This window comes from Kitasatospora cinereorecta (assembly GCF_024172095.1).
Lineage (GTDB): Bacteria > Actinomycetota > Actinomycetes > Streptomycetales > Streptomycetaceae > Kitasatospora > Kitasatospora cinereorecta.
The window spans coordinates 1,347,577-1,367,806 of sequence record NZ_JAMZDX010000002.1; the positions used below are offsets into that span (position 1 = coordinate 1,347,577).

Here is a 20,230-nt window from a genome sequence, read left to right on the forward strand (position 1 = left end):
CGGCCGAGCCTGCCGGGCCGGGAACCCGGCGCCACCGATGATCTGAGGTGGTACCGGGACCGGGTGAGGAGCCGCAGCATGGAGGACAGGCCGCCGGGCGAGGGCGACCCGCACCACCACGAGCCGGCGGCGGGCGCCGCGCACAGCCACGCCCACGGCCCGGCCAGGCCGGTCTCGGCGCACCTGCGCCGGGTCATCGCCGCCGTGCTGGTGCCGTTCGCGGTGGCGGTGGTGGTCGGGCTGATCGTGCTGTGGCCCGGAGGGGTGCCCGCGCACGAGCGCACCGGCGCGGGCTTCGACCAGCAGACGCGAAGCGGCAAGGTCAGCCAGGTGGTCGAGGTGCCCTGCTCGGACCTCAACCCCCAGGACACCGGCACCTGTCGGCAGACCACGGTCGAGGTGACCAGCGGCCCGGACCAGGGGCGCACCTTCACCGTGACGGTCCACCCGGGTGAGCTGCGCCGTTACAGCGTCGGGGAAGGGTTGATCCTCACCTACTCGCCCGACGCGCCGCCGGAACTCCAGTACGCCGTGGCCGACGTCGACCGCGACACCCCGATCGCACTGCTGGCCGGACTCTTCGCGCTGGCCGTCCTGATCGTCGGGCGCTGGCGAGGGCTCACCGCACTCATCGCCCTGGTCATCAGCTTCGCGGTGCTCTCGCTGTTCATCCTCCCGGCCATCCTGCACGGCTCCGATCCGCTGCTGGTCGCGGTGGTCGGTGCCAGCGCCATCATGCTGATCGCGCTGTACCTGTGCCACGGCCTCTCCGCGCGGACCTCGGTCGCCGTGCTCGGCACACTCGTCTCGCTGGTGCTGATCGGGGTGCTGGGCTCGGTGTTCACCAACTGGGCCCACCTCACCGGGAACACCTCCGAGGAGACCGGACTGATCCACGACCTCTACCCCAATATCGAGATCCGCGGCCTGCTGCTGGCCGGCTTCATCATCGGTTCACTCGGTGTGCTGGACGATGTGACGGTCACCCAGACGTCCGCGGTGTGGGAGCTGAAGCAGGCCGACCCGACCATGAACGCCCGCCGCCTGTACACCGCGGGGGTGCGGATCGGCCGCGACCACATCGCCTCCACGGTCAACACCCTGGTACTCGCCTACGCCGGCGCGGCCCTACCGCTCCTGCTGCTCTTCTCCATCGCCCACCGCGACTTCGGCCCAGTGGCCACCAGCGAGATCGTTGCCGAGGAGATTGCCCGGACCCTGGTCGGCAGCATCGGCCTGGTCGCCTCGGTGCCGGTCACCACCGTGCTCGCCGCACTCATCGCCGCGGCGGACCATGACGCTTATTGAAAAGCATTATCATTTTACTATAGGCTGACCGGGTTGCCGGAAGGTTGGGCGGATGACGCCTGCATGCTTGTAGTGAGGAAAAAATGACTGTTCATCAGATATCGCGCCGATCCGCGCTGCGCACATTCGGCGTCGGGGTGGGGGCGGCTCTCGGAAGTGGCCTTTTGGCGGCCTGCGGCAGCAACGGGAAGGATCCGGCCGCCCTGGGCACCGCCGCCGCAAGCGTCGCACCGCGCCGGGGCGGCAAGCTGCGCGCGGCGTTCGCCGGCTCCAGCGCCGAGTCCACCAGTGTCCTGCAGGCCACCGGATCCGCGATCGACTACGTGCGCGCCCGGCTGGTCTGGGACACCCTCGGCGAGCTCGAGGGCAGCTCCGTGGTCTGGCGGCTGGCCGAGTCGGTCGAGCCGAACGCCGACGCGACCCGCTGGACGGTCCGGGTCCGGGACGGAGTCACCTTCAGCGACGGCCGCAGACTCACCGCGCAGGACGTGCTGTTCAGCCTGCGTACCCTGGCCGGGAACCCGACCACCCAGAGCGCGCTGCTCGGCGGCCTCGACCCGGTCGCCTCCACCGTCCGTGATCCGCGTACCCTCGACCTGGTCCTCAAGAGCCCGGACGGCTTCTTCGACCTGGCGCTAGCGCAGTCGATCTTCGTGATCCCCGACGGCACCACGGACTTCGAGCACGCCGTCGGCTCCGGCCCGTTCGTCCTGAAGAGCTGGACCCGCGGCAGCAGCAGTCTGCTCGCGGCCCGCCGCGACTACTGGGACTCCTCGCGCGGCGGCCCGTACCTCGACGAGATCGAACTGGCCTCCGTCGTCGACGCGGGCGCGCGCGTCAACGGCCTCAAGGCCGGGCAGTTCGACTACGCGGGCGGGATCACCCTCACCGCGGCCAGGGCCGAGGCGAACAACCGCGACCTGCGGATCGTCACCGCTCCCAAGGAGCTGTGGAGCGACCTCGCCCTCACCATGAACCTGGGGCAGGCACCGTTCACCAGGCCCGAGGCCGTCGAGGCCCTCAAGTACGCGATCGACCGCGAGGCGATGGTCCGCACCGTCACCCTCGGCTTCGGCGAACCGGCCGACGACGCGCTCGGCAAGTACCAGTCCTGGTACGACACTTCACTGCCGCGCCGGGCCCACGACCCGGAGCGGGCGAAGCAGCTGCTCGCCGCCGCCGGGCTCGGCGGGCTGAAGCTCTCCGTCCGCACCAGCGACTACGAGTACGGCACGCTGGAGAGCGCGACCGCCTTCGTCCAGCAGGGGCAGGCCGCGGGACTCGCCGTCGCGGTGGACAGGATCCCGGCCGCGGACTACTACACCGACATCAAGGCGCTGCTCAGCGCACCGCTGCAGACCAACCGGTACAACGCGATGCCGCTGCCGCTCCAACTCTCCTTCTTCTACGGAGCGAAGGCCGCCTACCCGTTCACCGGGCCGGCCGACGACACCCTCGACGGACTGATGACGGCCATGCACGCGGCCGTCGGCGACGCCAGGCGCGCCCACGCCGTGAACGACGTCCAGCACTACCTCCACGAACGCGGCGGTGACGCGGTGTTCGCCCGGATCCCCCCGGCCGCGGCCATGCGGCCGAGCGTGCGGGGTGTCCAGGCCCGCGGCTTCTTCGACTACCCGTGTCTGCGCGACGCCTTCCTCTCGGCGTGAGCCGGACGGGACCGCTCGCCCGGGCACTGCGCAGCCTGGCAGGTGCGGTCGGCACGCTGCTGGCCGCATCGCTGCTGGTCTTCGGCGCGACCGCGCTGGTGCCGGGCGACGCGGCCGCCGCACGACTGGCCGGCCGGGCCGGGCCGGAGCGGATCGCCGAACTCCGGCACGGCCTCGGCCTCGACCAGCCGTGGTGGCAGCGGTACGGACACTGGCTCTGGCACGCCGTGCAGGGCGACCTCGGCACCTCGTACGCCAATGGCACCCCGGTGGCCGACCTGATCGCGGCGCGGGCGGGCAACTCGCTGCTGCTGGGCGCCGTTGCGGCGGCGCTGCTGCTGCCGCTGTCCGTCGGCCTCGGCCTGTGGGCCGGACTGCGCGCGGGCCGAGCGGCGGACCGGCTGGTGTCGGGCGCGACGCTCGCGCTGGTCAGCCTGCCGGAGTTCGTGACCGGCACGCTGCTGGTGCTGCTGCTCGCGGTCGGCCTCGGCTGGCTGCCGGCCGTGTCGCTGCCCTCGGCCGGCAACAGCCCGCTGTCGCAGCCGGAGCTCCTGGTCCTGCCGGTGCTGACCCTGGTGTCGGTGTGCCTGGCGCAGAACGTACGGCTGGTGAGAGCCGGAGTGATCGTCGCGTCCGCCTCCGACGCCGCGCAGGCGGCCCGGCTCGGCGGGGTGCCCGAGGGGCGGGTCGTGCTGCGCTGGGTCCTCCCGGCGGGGATCGTGCCGGCCGTGCCGGTGATGGCCCGCTACCTGGCCCATCTGCTGGGCGGGACGCTGGTGGCCGAGACCCTGTTCGGCTACCCGGGGCTGGCCGCCGCCCTGGTGAACGCCACCGCGACCAGGGACACCCCGGTCGTCCTCGGCATCGCGCTCATCGTCGCCACCCTGACCGTGATGTTGAACCTGCTCGCCGACGCACTCGCCGGCGTCCTCAATCCCGCTGCCAAGAACCTGAGTTGACTCGGTGATCCGGCCGGTGACCCGTAGCAAGGAGTCCGATGTGATGGTCAGGAACCGGCCCGTCGAGCGGCGCGCGATCGTGGCGGGAAGCGTGCTGGCGGCGGTCATCGGGCTGGCCCTGCTCGGCCCGCTCCTCGCCCCGCACCCGCCCGGTGAGGTGGTCGACATGCCGTACGGCCCGGCCCGGGGAGCCACCCCGCTGGGCACCGACCACCTCGGCGCCGATGTGCTGAGCCGCCTCCTCGCAGGCGGTCGCACGCTCGTGCTGCTCTCGCTCGCCGCGCTCGGCGTCGCGTACCTGGCGGGCGCCACCGCCGGGATGCTGGCGGCGTTGCGCGGGGGGCGCACCGACACGGCGGTGCTGCGGGTGACGGACGTGCTGCTGAGCATGCCGGGATTCCTGCTGCTGAGCGTCCTGGTGGTCGCCGCCGGGCGCGGACCGGCCGGGGTCGGGGTGGCGACGGCCGTCGTCCTGCTGCCGGACATCGTGCGGGTCGTCCGGGCGGCCACGCTCCAGGTACTGCAGCACGACTACGTCGAGGCGGCCCTCGCGCGCGGCGAGAGCCAACGCCACGTCCTGGTCAGGGAAGTACTGCCGAACCTCGCGTCGGTCCTCGCCGCCGACGCCGGAGTCCGCTTCGTGGGAGCCGTGTTCGTCATCGCCACCGCCGGATTCCTCGGCTACGGCGCGCAACCCCCGGCGGCGGACTGGGGGTTGATGATCCTGGAGAACCGCGACGGCCTGTCCCTCCAACCGCTCGCGGTCGCCGTACCGGCCGCCGCCGTCCTGCTGCTCCTGCTCTCGGCGAACCTGCTGCTCGACTCGGCGTTCCCGGCCCGGCAGCCTGCCCGCCGGGGCAGCCGCCCGGCGGGAGGGTCCGCCGCCGACCCGGACGCGGTCCTGCGGCTGAGGGGTCTCACCGTCGACGCCGACACCCCGGACGGGCCGCGCACCGTGCTCGACGGCCTCGACCTGGAACTTCGGCGCGGACGCCTGCTCGCGCTGGTCGGCCCCTCCGGCAGCGGCAAGACCACCGCCGCGCTCGCCGCGCTCGGCGAACTGCGGCCCGGGCTCACGCATCGCGCCGGCGAGGCCGTCCTGGCCGGACACGCCGTCCTGCACCTGCAGGATCGGGCGCTGCGCCGGGTGCGGAGCCGGCACGCCGGATACGTCCCGCAGGACCCGCGAACCTCGCTCGCCCCAATGCTGCGGGTGGCCGGGCACCTCGGCGAGTACCTGCGGGCGCGTGGCGTCCCTCGGGCGGCCCGGCCGGAGCTGATCCGCTCCGCCGTGCGAAGGGTGCGGCTGCCGGACGACGACGAGTTCCTGCGCCGCCATCCGCACCAGCTCTCGGGCGGCCAGCGTCAGCGGGTCGCGCTCGCGGCCGCGCTCGCGCACCGGCCCGACGTACTGGTCCTGGACGAGCCGACCAGTGCGCTCGACCAGGCCACGGCGTCGGCACTGCTGGCCGATCTCCGGCAGCTGTGCCAGGACGACGGACCGGCCGTCCTGCTGGTCGCGCACGACCTCGCCCAGATGGCCTCGATCGCCGACGAGGTGGCTGTGCTGGACGGCGGCCGGCTGGTGGAACGCGGGCCGGCGGCCCAGGTGCTGGCGCATCCGCAGAGTGCGGCGGGGCGACGGCTGGTCGAGGCCGCCCGGGGGGCCCTGGTGCAGGACAGGGCGGCTGCGGAACTGCCGCAGCACGCGCCGGAGCCGCCGGCCCGGCCGGTGCTGGCGGTGCGCGGCCTGTCGGCGCGCCGGGGTGACCGTACGCTGCTCGACGGGATCGCGTTCGACGTCGAACCGGGCGGCTGCCTGAGCGTGGTCGGCCCCTCCGGCGGCGGCAAGACCACGCTGCTGCGCTGTCTCGCCGGCCTGCACGACGACCGGGCCGGGGACATCGAACTCGACGGCGTCCCCCTGGCCCGGGGACTGCGCGGCCGCTCGCCCGAACAACTGCGGCGGCTCCAGCTCGTCCCGCAGGACCCGCACAGCTCGCTCAACCCACGCCACACGGTGGAGCGGATCATCGCCCGGCCGCTCGGCCGGCACCGGCCGGAGCTCGATCCCGCGGGCCTGCGCGCAGCGGTCCGGGAGCTGCTCGAACGCGTGGGCCTGGACGAAGAGTTCGCCACCCGACGGTCCGCGCAGCTCTCCGGCGGGCAGCGCCAGCGTGTCGCCCTGGCGCGCGCCCTGGCATCCGGACCGGCCGTCCTGCTCTGCGACGAGGTGACCAGCGCGCTCGACCCGCCGACGGCCGCCACCGTGGTCGCCCTGCTCGCCCGGCTGCGCGACGAACTCGGCGTGGCCCTGGTGGTGGTCACCCACGACCTGACGGTGCCCGCCCGGCTCGGCGGCCGGATGGCCGTCCTGGCCGACGGCCGGATCAAGGAGGCGGGGCCCGTCGGGCAGTTGCTCACCGCCTCCGCGGACCCGACCACCGAGGACCTGCTGCTCGGCGTACCGGGGCTGCCCTCGCCCGAGCCGCGCCGAGCGGCGACAAGGACGCGACCGTGAAGGAACCCGAGATGCCGACCGACCGCCGACTGCGCCGCCCCGTCGCCCGTCCGGGCGCCGCCCTGCGGCTGTTCTGCCTGCCGCACGCCGGCGGCTCGGCGGGACTCTACCGGGCCTGGCCGGCCCTGCTGCCACCGGAGATCGAGCCGGTGCTGGTCTGCCCGCCGGGCCGGGAGGACCGCCTGGACGAACCCTTCCCTGCCGACCTGCCCGCGCTGGTCGCCGATCTGGCGCAGGCCGTGGCCCCGCTGCTCGACCGGCCGTGGGCGGTGTTCGGGCACAGCATGGGTGCGACGGTCGCCCAGGAGCTCGCCCTGCACCTGACCGGGGCCGGGCACCGGGGGCCGGTCCACCTGTTCGCCTCCGCCCGCGAGGCGCCGCAGTACCGGCACGGCGGTACGGTCCACCTGCTCGACGACGACGCGCTCTGCGCCGAGTTGCTGCGGCTGGGCGGCAGTGCGCGGGAACTGCTGGCGATACCCGAGATCCGGCCGCTGGTGCTGCCCGCCGTGCGGGAGGACCACCGGCTGATCGAGCACCACACCGCGGCGCCGCGGGGCCTGCTCGACTGCCCCGTGACCGCCCTGGTCGGCGACCGGGACACGGAGCTGACCGCCGAGGAGGCGGCCGGCTGGCGGGAGTGGACCACGGGCTCCTTCGAGCTGCTGACCTTCCCCGGCGGGCACTTCTACCTGTCGGATCAGCCCGGCGCCGTGGTCGACGCCGTGCTGGCGGGGCTCGCCGCCTCGGGTCCGGATGCTGGGCATCTTATTGCTAATGAAAATCATTGTGAATAAGGTGAGGCTCCGACCAGGGGTACGCCGGTCGAGGATTCATGTCGAGAAGGGTCATCCAGTGACGGATCTGTCGGAACTCATCGCCGAACTAGTGGAGTTCGAGGCCGAGCAGATCGGCGAGCGGGACAACCTGATCGAGCTCGGCCTCGACTCGCTCGCCATGATGCGAGTGGCGGGCCACCTGCGCCGCACGGGCCTCGACATCGGCTTCGCCGAGCTGGCCGCCGAACCGACGCTCGCGGCCTGGCGGACACTGCTCGCCGGGCGGCAGGCCGCGGACCCGGCCGAGGAGTCGGCCGTTCGGACCGAGGACGGTGAACCCTTCGACCTCGCGCTGATGCAGCACGCGTACTGGGTCGGCAGGTCGGAGGGCCAGCAGCTCGGCGGCGTGGCCGCACACTTCTACAACGAGTTCGACGGGGGCGGGGTCGAGGCCGGGCGGCTGGAAGCAGCGGTGCGGGCCGTGCTGGCGCGGCACGGCATGCTCCGGGTGAGGATCCTGGACGACGGCCGCCAGCAGATCGCGCCGCACAGCTCCTGGCCGGGCCTGACCGTCCACGACCTGCGCGACCTTCCCGCCGAGCAGGCGGAGCGGCGCCTGGAGGAGCTGCGTGGTCGGCTCTCGCACCGGCGTCTGGACATCGCGGCGGGCGAGGTCTTCGACGTCCAGCTCTCGCTGCTGCCGGAGGAGATGCGCGCGGGTGGCACCCGCGTCCACGTCAATCTGGACATGGTCGCCGCCGACGCGCTCAGCCTGCGCGTCCTGCTCGCCGATCTCGCCCAGGCCTATGACGACCCCGCGGCGGCGCCGCCGCTCACGTACAGCTACCCGCGCTACCTGGCCGAGCGCGCCGCTCGGCGCGCCGAACCGGACCGCGCGAGCGCACTCGCCGCCGACCGCGAGCACTGGCAGCGCCGACTGCCCGAACTCCCCGCCGCCCCGCAGCTCCCGCTCGCCCCGGACCACTCCGCCTCCGCCGCGACCACCGTCGTGCGCCGGCACCGGTGGCTCGATGCCGAGGCCGCCCGATGTCTCGGCGAACTCGCCCGCCGCCACGGGCTCACTCCGGCGATGGCCCTGACCGCGGTCTTCGCCGAGACCCTCGGCGCATTCAGCGCCGAACCGGACCTCCTGCTCAACCTGCCGCTGTTCGACCGCGAGCCGATGAACGACGAAGTACCTTCTCTGGTAGGTGACTTCACCTCCTCCGTCCTGCTGGCGTGGGACGGCGCCGCGCCCGGCTCCTTCGCCGAGCGGGCGCTGCGGCTCCAGTCCCGCTTCCATGCGGACGCCGCCCACGGTGGCTACTCCGGTGTCGAGGTGCTGCGCGACGCCTCGCGGCTGCGCGGCGAGCGCGTCCTCGCGCCGGTCGTCCACACGAGCGCGCTGGGCCTGGGAGACCTCTTTCCGGCTGCTGTGCGTCGGACCTTCGGTGAGGCCTGCTGGATCATCTCGCAGGGCCCGCAGGTCCACCTGGACGCCCAGGTCACCGAGCTCGACGGCGGCCTGCTGGTCAACTGGGACGCCCGCGAGGCCGCATTCGCCCCCGGCGCGCTCTACGCCATGTTCGCCGCCTACTCGCTGCTGCTCGACCGCCTGCTGAGCGGCCCGGACGCCTGGTCCGCGCCGCCGTCCGCCCTGCTGCCGGACGGGCAACGGCAGGTCCGCGAGCGGGTCAACGCCACCGCCCGTCAGCGCTCGGGCGCCCGCCTGCACGACGGCTTCTTTGCCCACGCCCGCCACCGGCCCGAGGCCCCCGCCCTGCTCTGGGGCACCGACGGCTCCCGTACCTACGGCGAACTCGCCGACCACGCCCTGCGCCTGGCCGCCCGGCTGCGCGATCAGGGTGTCGGCCCCGGCGACCTGGTCGCCGTCACTCTGCCCAAGGGCCCGGACCAGGTGACCGCCGTCCTCGCGGTCCTCGCCGCCGGCGCCGCCTACCTCCCGCTCGGCGTCGACCAGCCCGCGCTGCGCCGCGCGCGCATCCACCGCGCGGCCGGCGTCCGGCTGGTGCTGGAGGACACCGTCGTACCGGACGGGGTCGCTGCGCTGCCCGGGCCGGTCGCGGGCGGCGACACCGACCTCGCCTACGTGATCTACACCTCCGGCTCGACCGGCGAGCCCAAGGGTGTCGAACTCACCCACGCCGCCGCGACGAACACCGTCGACGACCTCAACGAGCGCTTCGCCGTGGGCTCGAGTGACCGCACCCTCGCCCTCTCCGCGCTGGACTTCGACCTGTCGGTGTACGACATCTTCGGCCCGCTCACCGCCGGCGGCGCCGTGGTCTGCCCGCAGGAGCAGGAACGGCGCGAGGCCGCCGTCTGGGCCGACCTGATGCACCGACACCGCGCCACGATCGTCAACTGCGTGCCCGCCCTGCTCGACATGCTCGTCACGGCTGCGGCGGACGGCCCGCACCCCGCCCTTCGGCTCGCCCTCCTCGGCGGTGACTGGGTACCGCTGGACCTGCCCGGCCGGGTGCGCGAACTGGCCCCGGAGTGCCGCTTCGTCGCCCTCGGCGGCACCACCGAGACCGCCGTCCACTCCACCGTCTGCGAGGTGCACGGCATCCCGGACGACTGGGTCTCCGTCCCGTACGGCACCCCGCTGTCCAACGTCACCTGCCGGGTGGTCGACCCCCTCGGGCGGGACGCGCCGGACTGGGTGCCGGGCGAGCTGTGGATCGGTGGCGCGGGCGTCGCCCGCGGCTACCGGGGCGATCCCGAGCGGACGGCGGACCGGTTCGTGACGGCCGACGGCCTGCGCTGGTACCGCACCGGCGACCGGGCCCGCTACCGGCCGGACGGCACGCTGGAGTTCCTCGGCCGGGCCGACCACCAGGTCAAGGTCAAGGGCCACCGGATCGAACTCGGCGAGATCGAGGCCGCATTGACGTCGTACCCCGGTGTGGCCCAGGGCGTGGCCGTGGTCGGCGAGGACCGTGCGCTCGCCGCCGCCGTCACCACCGCCCGCGCCGCGCAGCGTGCCCCCGACCGGTCGGCCCTCGCCCCCGAGGCCGCGAGCGAGTCCCTCGACCTGCCCGCGCTCCGGGCCCACCTCGCGGAACGGCTGCCGGTCGCGATGGCGCCCGAGCGGATCGCCGTCCTGCCCACCCTCCCGCTGACACCCAACGGCAAGATCGACCGGGCCTCGCTGCGCCGCCTGCTCGGTGCCCAGGAGTTCCGGGCCGCGGAGCCCGTCACCGCCCCGGTCGGCGAGGCCGAGCAGCGGCTGGCCGCCGCCTGGCAGGACATCCTCGGCGTGGAAGGGGTCGGCAGGGAGCACGACTTCTTCGCGCTCGGCGGCGACTCGCTGCTGGCGACCCGCCTGGTGTCCCGCCTGCGCGCCGAGGGCTACGGCACGATCAGGCTCGCCGAGCTGTTCGCGCACTCCGTGCTCGCCGACTTCGCCGCCCTCCTGGCCCCCGACGTCGCTGCTGCGCCGACGACGCCTGTCGCGGATCAGGAGCACCGGCACGAGCCGTTCGCCCCGACCGACGTCCAGCGCGCGTACTGGCTGGGCCGGGGCGAGGGCTTCACCCTCGGCGGCATCGGCTGCCACTTCTACCGCGAGTACGACCTGGACGATCTCGACCTCGCCCGGCTGGAGGAGGCGGTCAACCGGCTGGTGCTGCGGCACGAGATGCTGCGGGCCGTCTTCGACGAGAACGGCGACCAGCGGATCCTCGCCGAGGTGCCCCGATTCACCATCGCGGTCGCCGACGCGGGGCCGGACCCCGAGGAGGCGTTCGCCGAGCTGCGCGAGCAGGCGTCGCACCGGGTGTTCGACCCGTCCTGCTGGCCGCTGTTCGCCGTCGGCGCCGTCCGCTCGGGCCGGCGGACCAGGCTCGCGATCGGCATCGACAACCTCGTCCTGGACGCGCTGAGCATCCTCATCGTCTACCGCGAGCTCGGCGCGCTCTACACCGACCCGGCGACCGAACTGCCCCCGGTGGGCCTCTCGTTCCGCGACTACCTGCGCGCGGCCGCCCCCGATCCGGCGGCGCTTGCCGCAGCGGAGGCGTACTGGACCGCACGGCTGCCCGAGCTGCCCCCAGCCCCGCAACTCCCACTCGCCGTCGACCCGTCGGCGCTCGAACGGCTGCGCTTCGTCCGGCACGAGGCCCGGCTCGACGCCGCGCGCTGGCAGCCGATCGCCGACCGGGCGCGCGGCTACGGGGTCACCCCGTCCGCCGTCCTGCTCTCCGCCTTCGCCGAGGTGCTCGGCCGCTGGAGCGCCCGGCCCGAACTCACCCTCAACCTCACGCTCTTCGACCGCAAGGAGCTTCATCCGGACGTCGACAACGTGCTGGGTGACTTCACCTCGCTGCTGCTGGTGGCCAGCCGTCCGCAGCCGGGCGAGGGCCGGCTCGCCGCCGCCCGGCGCATCCAGCAGGAGCTCTGGGCAGCCCTGGACCACCGGGACCTGTCCGCCGTCCAGGTGCTGCGCCGGCTCGCCCGGAGCACGGGCGAGGCCGAGGTCACCATGCCGGTCGTCTTCACCAGCGCGCTCGGCGTCGGCAGTGAGGTGGACGGGCCGTTCGCCGAGCATGTCTGGGGCGTGTCGCAGACCCCGCAGGTCTGGCTCGACCACCAGGTCACCGAGGCCGACGGCGGCGTCCGGCTCAACTGGGACGTGGTGGACGGGCTCTTCCCCGCCGGGCTCGTGGAGGAGATGTTCGCCGCCTACCTCCGGCTGCTGGACCGGCTCGCCACGTCGCCCTGGGACGGTGATGCCCCGGACCTGCTGCCCGAGGCGCAGCGCCGCACCCGGGAGCTCGTCAACGACACCGGAGCGGGAGAGCTCGACAGCCTGCTGCACCGGGAGTTCTTCCGGCGGGCAGTCGAGCACCCCGAACGGACCGCGCTGGTGTGGGGTGCGGGCAGCGAGCTGAGCTACGGCGAACTGGCCGACCGTGCCCTGCGGTTGGCGACCGTCCTCGCCGAGCACGGGGTCCGGCCCGGCGAGCCGGTGGCCGTCACCCTGCCCAAGGGGCCCGAGCAGATCGCCGCCGTGCTGGGCGTGCTGGCCGCCGGGGCGGCGTACGTGCCGGTCGGCGTCGACCAGCCGCAGGCCCGCCGGGACCGCATCCACCGGCTGGCCGGTGTGCGCTTCGCGGTCACCGACGAGCCCGGTCGGGCCGAGGGGGTGCGAGCGCTGCTCATGGCCGACTCGGTCTCGGCCCCGCCCGCCGCCGGGCCCGCCGAGGTCGCGCCGGAGCAGCTCGCCTACGTGATCTTCACCTCCGGCTCGACCGGCGCCCCCAAGGGCGTCGAGCTGAGCCACCGGGCCGCCGCCAACACCGTCACCGACATCAACGACCGCTTCGGCATCGGCGGGGCGGACCGGGTGCTCGCCGTGTCGGCCCTCGACTTCGACCTCTCGGTGTACGACATCTTCGGCCTGCTCTCGGCCGGCGGCTCCCTCGTGCTGATCGAGGAGGACGACCGGCGGGACGCCCGACGTTGGCTGGAGCTCGTCCACCGGCACGGGGTGACCGTGTGGAACAGCGTCCCCGCGCTGCTGGAGATGCTGCTGACCGTCGCCGAGGGCACCGAGCAGCCGCTCGAGTCGCTGCGGCTCGCGCTCGTGTCCGGCGACTGGGTGCCGCTGGACCTGCCCGGCCGGTTCGCCGCCCGGCGGCCCGGCGGGCGGTTCATCGCGATGGGCGGCGCCACCGAGGCCGCGATCTGGTCCAACGCCTTCGAGGTCGAACGGGTCGATCCCGCCTGGCCTTCGGTGCCGTACGGGTTCCCGCTGCGCGGCCAGCGCTTCCGGGTGGTGGACGGACACGGCCGGGACTGCCCGGACTGGGTGCCCGGCGAGCTCTGGATCGGCGGCGCGGGCGTCGCCGAGGGGTACCGTGGCGAAGCCGAGCTGACGGCACGGCAGTTCGTCACGGTCGACGGCCGGCGCTGGTACCGCACCGGCGACCTGGGCCGCTACTGGCCGGACGGCACGCTGGAGTTCCTCGGCCGGGCCGACCAGCAGGTCAAGATCCGGGGGCACCGGATCGAACTCGGCGAGATCGAAGCCGCGTTGCAGTCCGCCCCCGGCGTCGGCCGGGCCGTGGTCGCGGTGTCCGGCGAGGGCGCCGGGCGACGCCTGGTCGGGGCGGTGGTGGAGGCAGCCCCGTCCGCCGGACCGGAGGAGGCGGACGGCACACCGCCGTCGGCCGACGTCCTGGCCGCACGGGACGCGGCCGTCCGGCTGGAGGCGGAGGCGGCCGAGGCGTTCCTCGTCCGACTGCTCGACCTGGCGGCGCTGACCGGCGCCCGCCAAATCGGCGGGCTCGCCGCCCGCCTGGATCTCGCCGAGGAACACCTGCCGGTGCTGCGGCTGTGGCTGGCCCACCTGGTCGAGCGCAAGGTGCTGCTCGAGCAGCCGGACGGGTACGCGCCCGGCCCCGAGCTGCCCGCCGCGCTCTCCCGCCGACCGGCGGCCGGCGACGGCTACGCCGGCCTGGTCGGGCGCGCCCACACCCGCCTGCTGGAACGGCTCGCCGACTACCGGGAGATCCTCGCCGGCCGTCGGGACGCCACCGTCCTGCTCGACGACGAGGTGCTCGCCCCGGCCAACCTCGCCGACGCCGACCCGGGGACCGGTACGGCACTCGCCGAACTCGCGGCCGAGCTGGCCGCACTGGCCGAGCAGGCAGGCCGTCCGCTGGAGATCGTCGAGCTGGACGGCCGGGCGGGCCGCACCGCCGAACGCCTGCTGGCCCTGCTCACCCCCGAGCAGGCGCGCTACACCCTGCTCGACGCCTCCCCGGCCATGGTGGCCGCGGCAACCACGCGGCTCGCCGCACTGCCGCACCACACCGCCTGCCGCCAGGTGGACACCGGGCGGCTGCCCGAGGAGCTGCGACACCGCTTCGACGTGGTGCTGGCCGCCAACGCGCTGCACCGCTACCCCGACGCCGCCCACGGACCCGCCCTGGCCGCGCTGCTCGCCCGCCCGGGCGGACGGCTGCTGGCGGTGGAACGCTCCGCGCTGACGCCGATCGCCCTCCTGACCGCGGGTCTGCTCGACGGCGGCTACACCGGCCTGGACCAGGCCCGCCGCAGGGCGGGCACCCCGATGCTCCCCGGCGCCCGCTGGGCCGACCTGTTCGCGGCGGCCGGGCTGCGCGCGACGGGCCACCGGGCGGTGGGCGACTCGCTCACGGACCTGCTGTGGGCGCGGCGCCCGCAGGACACCGCCGACCCGCAGCCGGACGCCCTGCGCGACCACGCGGCGGGCCGCCTCCCGGCCCACATGGTGCCGGAACGGATCGAGGTGCTGCCCTGGCTGCCCCTGAGCGCCAACGGCAAGGTCGACCGGGCCGCGATCGCCGCACTCGTGGCCACGGGGACGTCCGAGACGGCGGACCAGCCGCCGCGAGGGGAGCTGGAGTCGGCGGTGGCCGAGCTCTGGTCGGACCTGCTGGGCACCGCCGTGACCGGACGCAGCCGGGGATTCTTCGAACTCGGTGGCGACAGTCTGCTGGCCACCCGCTTCATCGAGCAGGTCCGGCGCCGCTACGGGGTCGAGCTGCCGCTGCGCCGGATGTTCCGGGCCCCCGGCCTGGCCGAGGTCGCCGAGACGCTCGCCGAGCTCCTGGCGGCGGCCGAGGACACCGAGGAGGGCGAGCTGTGATCGGCGTCATCGGCGGCCACGGGGCCGTGGGGGCGCGGGCCGCCCGGATCCTGGCCCGCTGGGGGGTCGGCCCGCTGCGGATCGGCGGCCGCAACCCGCACCCGCTGCCGGAGGGCCTGGTGGCCGAGCAGATCCCCGTGGACGTCACCGACGAGGCCTCCCTCGCCCGCTTCGTCCGGGGCTGCCGGGTGGTCGTCAACTGCTCCGGCCCGTCGCACCTCACCGCCGAGCGGGTCGCCGGGGCGGCGGTGGCGGCGGGCGCCCACCACGTGGACGCCGGTGGCGAACCGTTCGACCTCGATTGCGGCGACCGCAGCGTGGTGCTCAACGCCGGAGCGCTGCCCGGGCTCTCGGGGCTGCTGCCGCGCTGGCTGGCGGGGCAGGGCTTCGACGCCGTCCACACGCTGACGGCGTACGCCGCCGTGCTGGACCGGTTCACCGGCGCGGGCGCGGAGGACTATCTGCACGGCGTCCTCGGCGAGGCCAACGAACCGCTCGCCGCCTGGGACGACGGAACCCGCCGCGGCGCGGCCCGCACCCGCCTGGCCGGACTGCGCCTGCCGTACCTGCCACGGCCCGTGACCGCACTGCCGTACCTGGACGCCGAGGGTGAGGAGCTGGCCGAGGAGCTCTCCCTCCGCACGGGCACCTGGTACAGCGTGCTGGACGGCGAGCGCCTCGGCATCGCCCTGGATGCCGCCCGCACCCTGGCGCGGCCCGAGGCGGTGGCCCGGCTGTGCCGGGCGACCGCGTTGGACGTGGCGGGGCGGCAGCCGTACGCGACGCTGCTCGTCCAGCTCGACGGACGTGCGAACGGAAGTCCGGTCAGCCGTACGGCGGTTGTGCGATCCGGTGGGATCGCCGAGCTGACCGGCGCGGTCACCGCCGTGGCCGCCCGGGCGGTGCTGGGCGGCGAGGTCCCGCCGGGCGTCCGGCCGGCGGCGACGGCGCTCGATCCCCGGCGCGCCCTGGAGAACCTGCGGGAGCTGTGCGAACTGACTGTCACTCAGGCCCGCATCGACGAGCTGATGAATGAAGAGGAGGGGGTCCTGTGACCGGCCGCAGGCTGCGGGTGGTGGTGTGCGGGACGACGTTCGGGCAGTTCTACCTGGCCGCGATCGCCGCGCTGCCCGAGGAGTTCGAGCTCGCGGGCATTCTCGCCCGGGGCGGCGAGCGCTCCGTGGAGTGCGCCCGACGCCACGGCGTGCCGCTGTATGCCGAGGTGGCGCAGCTGCCGGACGACATCGACCTCGCCTGCGTGGTCGTGCGGTCCGGCGTGATGGGGGGCTCGGGCAGCGACCTGGCACAGGCGCTCATGGCGCGGGGCATCCACGTCGTCCAGGAGCAGCCCGTGCACCACGACGACCTCGCCGCCTGCCTGCGCACCGCGCGCCGGCACGGCGTCCGCTACCGGCTCGGCGACCTGTACGTGCGACTGCCCGCGGTGCGCTGGTTCGCGGCGGCGGCACGGGCGCTGCTCAACCGGCAGCACGCCGTGTACGTGGACGCGGCCTGCTCGATGCAGGTGGCCTTCCCGCTGGTGCACCTGCTCGGGGACGCGCTGGGCGGCGTCCGGCCGTGGCGGCTCGACCCGGCGGGCGGGCAGGACGCGCCGTTCACCGTGCTCGCCGGTGAGGTGAGCGGCGTGCCGCTCACCCTGCGGGTGCACAACCAGGTCGATCCGGCCGACCCCGACAACCACATCCATCTGCTGCACCGGGTGACCATCGGCACGGACGGCGGCGCGCTCACGCTCACCGACACCCACGGGCCGGTCACCTGGATCCCCCGGCTGCACATCCCGGACGCGGTCAAGCACCGCTTCGACATGACCGGCCCGGGCACGGGGCACCTGGGCGAGCCGAGCACGGTCGTCCTGGGGCCGGCGCAGCCGCCCGCCTACCGGCGGATCCTGGGCGAGCTGTGGCCCGCCGCGATCGGGGCCGACCTGCTCGCCCAGCGGGCCGCGATCCTGGGCCTGCCCGGCGCGGAGCGCCCGGAGCAGTACCACCTCGCGCTGTGTCGGCTCTGGCAGGACGTCACCGCCGCCGCCGGCTACCCGTCGCTCCGGCCCGCCCAGACCCACCGGCCGCTGCCGGTCGCGGAGTTGATCGCGGCGGTGGCGGACATCGAGGACGAGACGGTGGCCGGGAGCGACAACGCGGGCGACCCGATCGACGCCGCCGCGCAGGCCGCCGAACGCACCGCACACGGCATCACCGCCGAGGGGACCCGCACCTTCGTGGAGCGGTTGGACGAAGCCGTCCTCTCCTCCGTGGCCCTGGCGTTCCAGCGGTGCGGCCTCCTCGAGCCGTCCGGGCCCGGCCGCCCGGCGGCCGAGATCCTCGCCGCCGCCCGGACCGCGCCGCAGCACCACGCGCTGGTCGAACGCTGGCTCGGCATTCTGGCCGAACACGGCCTGGCCCGGCGGGAGTCGGAGCGGTTCCTCGCCGCCGGGCCGATCGAGGAGACGGCCGTGGCCCGCTCCTGGGAGCTGGCCGCCGACGCCTGGACCGGCGGGCTCGGATCGGCCGCGTTCATCGACTACCTGCGGGCCAACGCCGAGCACCTGCCCGAGCTGATGAGCGGCGAGCAGCACCCGGCCCTGCTGCTCTTCCCCGAGGGCCGGACCGACCTGGCGGACGCCGTCTACCGGGAGACCGCCACCGCCCGCTACCTCAATGCCGCCGTGGCCGAGGCCGTACGGCGGATCGCCGAGGCCGCGCCGCGCCCGCTGCGGATCCTGGAGGTCGGCGCGGGCACCGGGGCGACCACCGATGCGGTCCTCGCGCAGCTCACGGAGGCCGACTATCTGTTCACCGACCTCTCGCAGTTCTTCCTCGCCCCCGCGCGGGAACGCTTCGCCGGGCGGCCGGGGCTGCGCTTCGCGGTGTTCGACATCGACCGCCCGGCCGCGGCCCAGGGGCTCGCGCCCGACTCCTTCGACGTGGTCATCGCCGCCGGAGTGCTCAACAACGCCTGCGACGCCGACGCCACCGTCCGCGAACTGGTAAAGCTGCTGGCCCCGGGCGGGCGGCTGCTGATCACCGAGCCGACCAGGGAGCACCTGGAGATCCTGGCCTCCCAGGCGTTCATGATGACCCCGCCCCAGGACGCCCGTCGCGAGTCCGGCACCACCTTCCTCAGCCGCGCGCAGTGGTCGGACGTACTCACCGGCGCCGGCCTCGGCGACGTACGGACCCTGCCCGCCGAGGACCATCCACTGGCACCGCTCGGCCAACGGCTGTTCGCTGCCCGGAAGGAGGGCGGCCCGTGCTGAGAGCCGGCCACATCCTCTGCAAGGTCGACGACATCCACGCCGCCGTGCGGGACTTCGAGGAGCTCGGCTTCACCATGGCGTGGGGCGGCGCACCCGACTGGGCGCACAACGCGCTGCTCTGGTTCGAGTCCGGACCGTTCATCGAGCTCTTCGAACTGCCCGCCCGCTTCGGCCTGCTGCGGCACCCCTTCGCCCTCCGCCACGGCCGAGCGGCCGGTGAGCGCCTCGCCCGCTGGGCGCGCCCGGGCGAGGGCTGGCGTGACCTCGCGCTCGAGACCGACGACACCGAACTCGACGGGGTCAGAGCGGAGTTGCGGGCCTGGGGCGTCACGGTCTCGCGAGTGATGAAGGGCGCTCGGACCCGGCCCGACGGAGACCGGGTGCGCTACCAGTTCCTTGCCCCGAGCCCGTCCTGCCTGCCCTTCGTGGTCTCCGCCTACGACCCGCCGCAGCGCCCCGAGAAGGTGCTCCACCCCAACGGTGCGCGGGGCGTCGCCCGCATCGGCATGGCCGTGGCCGCCGCCGACCGCACGGCGTACGACGCGTTGGTCGGCTCGGACGACCCCTGGATCGACGCCCGCCCGTCCGGACGCACCGGCGTCCGAAGGGTCGAACTCCACGGACTCGAGGACGCGTTGGATCCGGTCAAGCTGCACGGAGCGTGGCTCGCTCCGGCTCGGAGGGACTGACCGTGCGCACCCATTTCCGAGGCGAGCTGCTCACCCCGGGCATGCCCGGCTACGACGCCGCCCGCCGGGTCCGCAACGCCCGCGTCGACCGCCGCCCCGCCCTGATCGCCCGGTGCACCGGCAGCGACGACGTGATCGTCGCACTGGCCCACGCCCGCGAACACCGGCTGCCGGTCGCCGTGCGCGGCGGCGGCGCGAACGTCGCCGGCTGGGGCACCTGCGACGGCGGCGTGGTGCTTGACCTCGGCGGCATGAAGCGCATCGACGTCGATCCGCACGGCCGCACCGCCGTCGCCGAACCCGGGCTCACCTGGGGCGAGTTCGACGCCGCCACCCAGCAGTACGGCCTCGCCCTGCCGGGGGCTCGCAACACCGGGGTCGGCATCGCCGGCCACACCCTCGGCGGGGGAGTGGGCGACCTCTCCCGGCAGTACGGCCTCACCAGCGACAATGTTCTCTTCTTCGACCTGGTCACCGCCGACGGCCGCCGGGTCCGCGCCGACGCGCAGCAGAACACCGAACTGTTCTGGGGCCTGCGCGGCGGCGGGGGCAACTTCGGTGTCGTCACCCGCTTCGGCTTCCGCCTGCACCCCGTGACGACGGTGGTGGCCGGCCCGCTGATCCACCCGGCCGAGCGAGTGCCCGAGGTGCTGCGGCGGGCCCGGGACTGGCTGGACCAGGCGCCCGACGAGGCCTCGCTGATCGCCATCGTGTGGACCGCTCCGCCGCTGCCCTGGATCCCCGAGCACCTGCACTTCGAACGCGGGGCCGTCCTCATCCCGACCTGGTTCGGCGACCCCGGCCGGGCCGAGGAGATCATGGCACCGCTGCGCACCCCCGCTCCGGCCGCCGACGCGGTCGCGCCGATGCCCTACCTCGCCTACCAGCGACTGCTCCAGTCGCCGCCGAACTTCGCCGAGCAGCACGTCTACAACCGGGGCGAGTTGCTGGCCGAACTCTCCGATCCGACCATCGACGCGCTGGTCGCGCTCTGGCAGTCGTCCGGGCCCAACTTCTCCGTCGTGCTGGGTGCGCTCGGGGGCGCGATCAGCCGCGCCCCCGCCGGTCCGACGGCCTACACCCACCGCGACGCCCGCTGGTTCGCCGAGATCTGCGCCCAGTGGTACGGCGCGCCCGACAACCCCGTCCACCTCGCACCCGCCGTCACCGGCCGGCGCGCGCTGCAGCACGTCACCAGGGGCCCGTACCTCAACCTGCTCCCCGACCCCGAGCCCGCGTGGGTGCGGGCCGCGTACGGAGACGAGACGTACGCCCGGCTGGAGCGCCTCAAGCAGACCTGGGACCCGGACAACGTGTTCCGGTTCAACGCCAACATTCCACCCCGCACCGAGGAGAACACCTGA

10 protein-coding genes are annotated in these 20,230 nt (G+C 74.5%); all 10 read left to right on the forward strand.

Annotated features, from left to right (window positions below; all coding sequences use genetic code 11):
* Nucleotides 1-78: 78 nt before the first annotated feature.
* Nucleotides 79-1,308, forward strand: a complete 1,230-nt coding sequence (locus tag FHR36_RS12915; RefSeq protein ID WP_253796524.1) for a YibE/F family protein — start codon at nt 79-81, stop codon at nt 1,306-1,308.
* Nucleotides 1,309-1,391: 83 nt separating this feature from the next.
* Complete coding sequence (locus FHR36_RS12920) at nt 1,392-2,978, forward strand: ABC transporter substrate-binding protein (protein ID WP_253796525.1); 1,587 nt, start codon at nt 1,392-1,394, stop codon at nt 2,976-2,978.
* Entirely contained in the window at nt 2,975-3,937 is a 963-nt protein-coding gene (locus tag FHR36_RS12925) for an ABC transporter permease (protein WP_253796526.1), read from the forward strand. The genes FHR36_RS12920 and FHR36_RS12925 overlap by 4 nt, the downstream gene beginning before the upstream one ends.
* Before the next feature lie 43 nt (nt 3,938-3,980).
* Nucleotides 3,981-6,458: an ABC transporter ATP-binding protein/permease gene (locus FHR36_RS12930; RefSeq protein WP_253796773.1), complete on the forward strand. Its 2,478-nt coding sequence runs from the start codon at nt 3,981-3,983 to the stop codon at nt 6,456-6,458.
* Entirely contained in the window at nt 6,455-7,255 is an 801-nt protein-coding gene (locus FHR36_RS12935; protein ID WP_253796527.1) for a thioesterase II family protein, read from the forward strand. The genes FHR36_RS12930 and FHR36_RS12935 overlap by 4 nt, the downstream gene beginning before the upstream one ends.
* Before the next feature lie 58 nt (nt 7,256-7,313).
* Complete coding sequence (locus FHR36_RS12940; RefSeq protein WP_253796528.1) at nt 7,314-14,897, forward strand: non-ribosomal peptide synthetase; 7,584 nt, start codon at nt 7,314-7,316, stop codon at nt 14,895-14,897.
* A complete protein-coding gene (locus tag FHR36_RS39300; protein ID WP_308199304.1) occupies nt 14,894-15,952 on the forward strand; it encodes a saccharopine dehydrogenase NADP-binding domain-containing protein in 1,059 nt (352 codons plus the stop codon). Before FHR36_RS12940 ends, FHR36_RS39300 begins: the two co-directional genes overlap by 4 nt.
* Nucleotides 15,949-18,177: a methyltransferase gene (locus FHR36_RS12950; protein ID WP_253796529.1), complete on the forward strand. Its 2,229-nt coding sequence runs from the start codon at nt 15,949-15,951 to the stop codon at nt 18,175-18,177. The genes FHR36_RS39300 and FHR36_RS12950 overlap by 4 nt, the downstream gene beginning before the upstream one ends.
* Nucleotides 18,171-18,866, forward strand: coding sequence for a VOC family protein (locus FHR36_RS12955; protein ID WP_253796530.1), 696 nt, complete (start codon nt 18,171-18,173; stop codon nt 18,864-18,866). Before FHR36_RS12950 ends, FHR36_RS12955 begins: the two co-directional genes overlap by 7 nt.
* Before the next feature lie 2 nt (nt 18,867-18,868).
* Nucleotides 18,869-20,230, forward strand: coding sequence for an FAD-binding oxidoreductase (locus tag FHR36_RS12960; protein ID WP_253796531.1), 1,362 nt, complete (start codon nt 18,869-18,871; stop codon nt 20,228-20,230).

Bases quoted from the DNA above. Each gene is read 5' to 3' on its own strand.
- FHR36_RS12930 (WP_253796773.1), top strand. From the start codon at position 3,981: ATGGTCAGGAACCGGCCCGTCGAGCGGCGCGCGATCGTGGCGGGAAGC.
- FHR36_RS12915 (WP_253796524.1), top strand. From the start codon at position 79: ATGGAGGACAGGCCGCCGGGCGAGGGCGACCCGCACCACCACGAGCCG.
- FHR36_RS12920 (WP_253796525.1), top strand. From the start codon at position 1,392: ATGACTGTTCATCAGATATCGCGCCGATCCGCGCTGCGCACATTCGGC.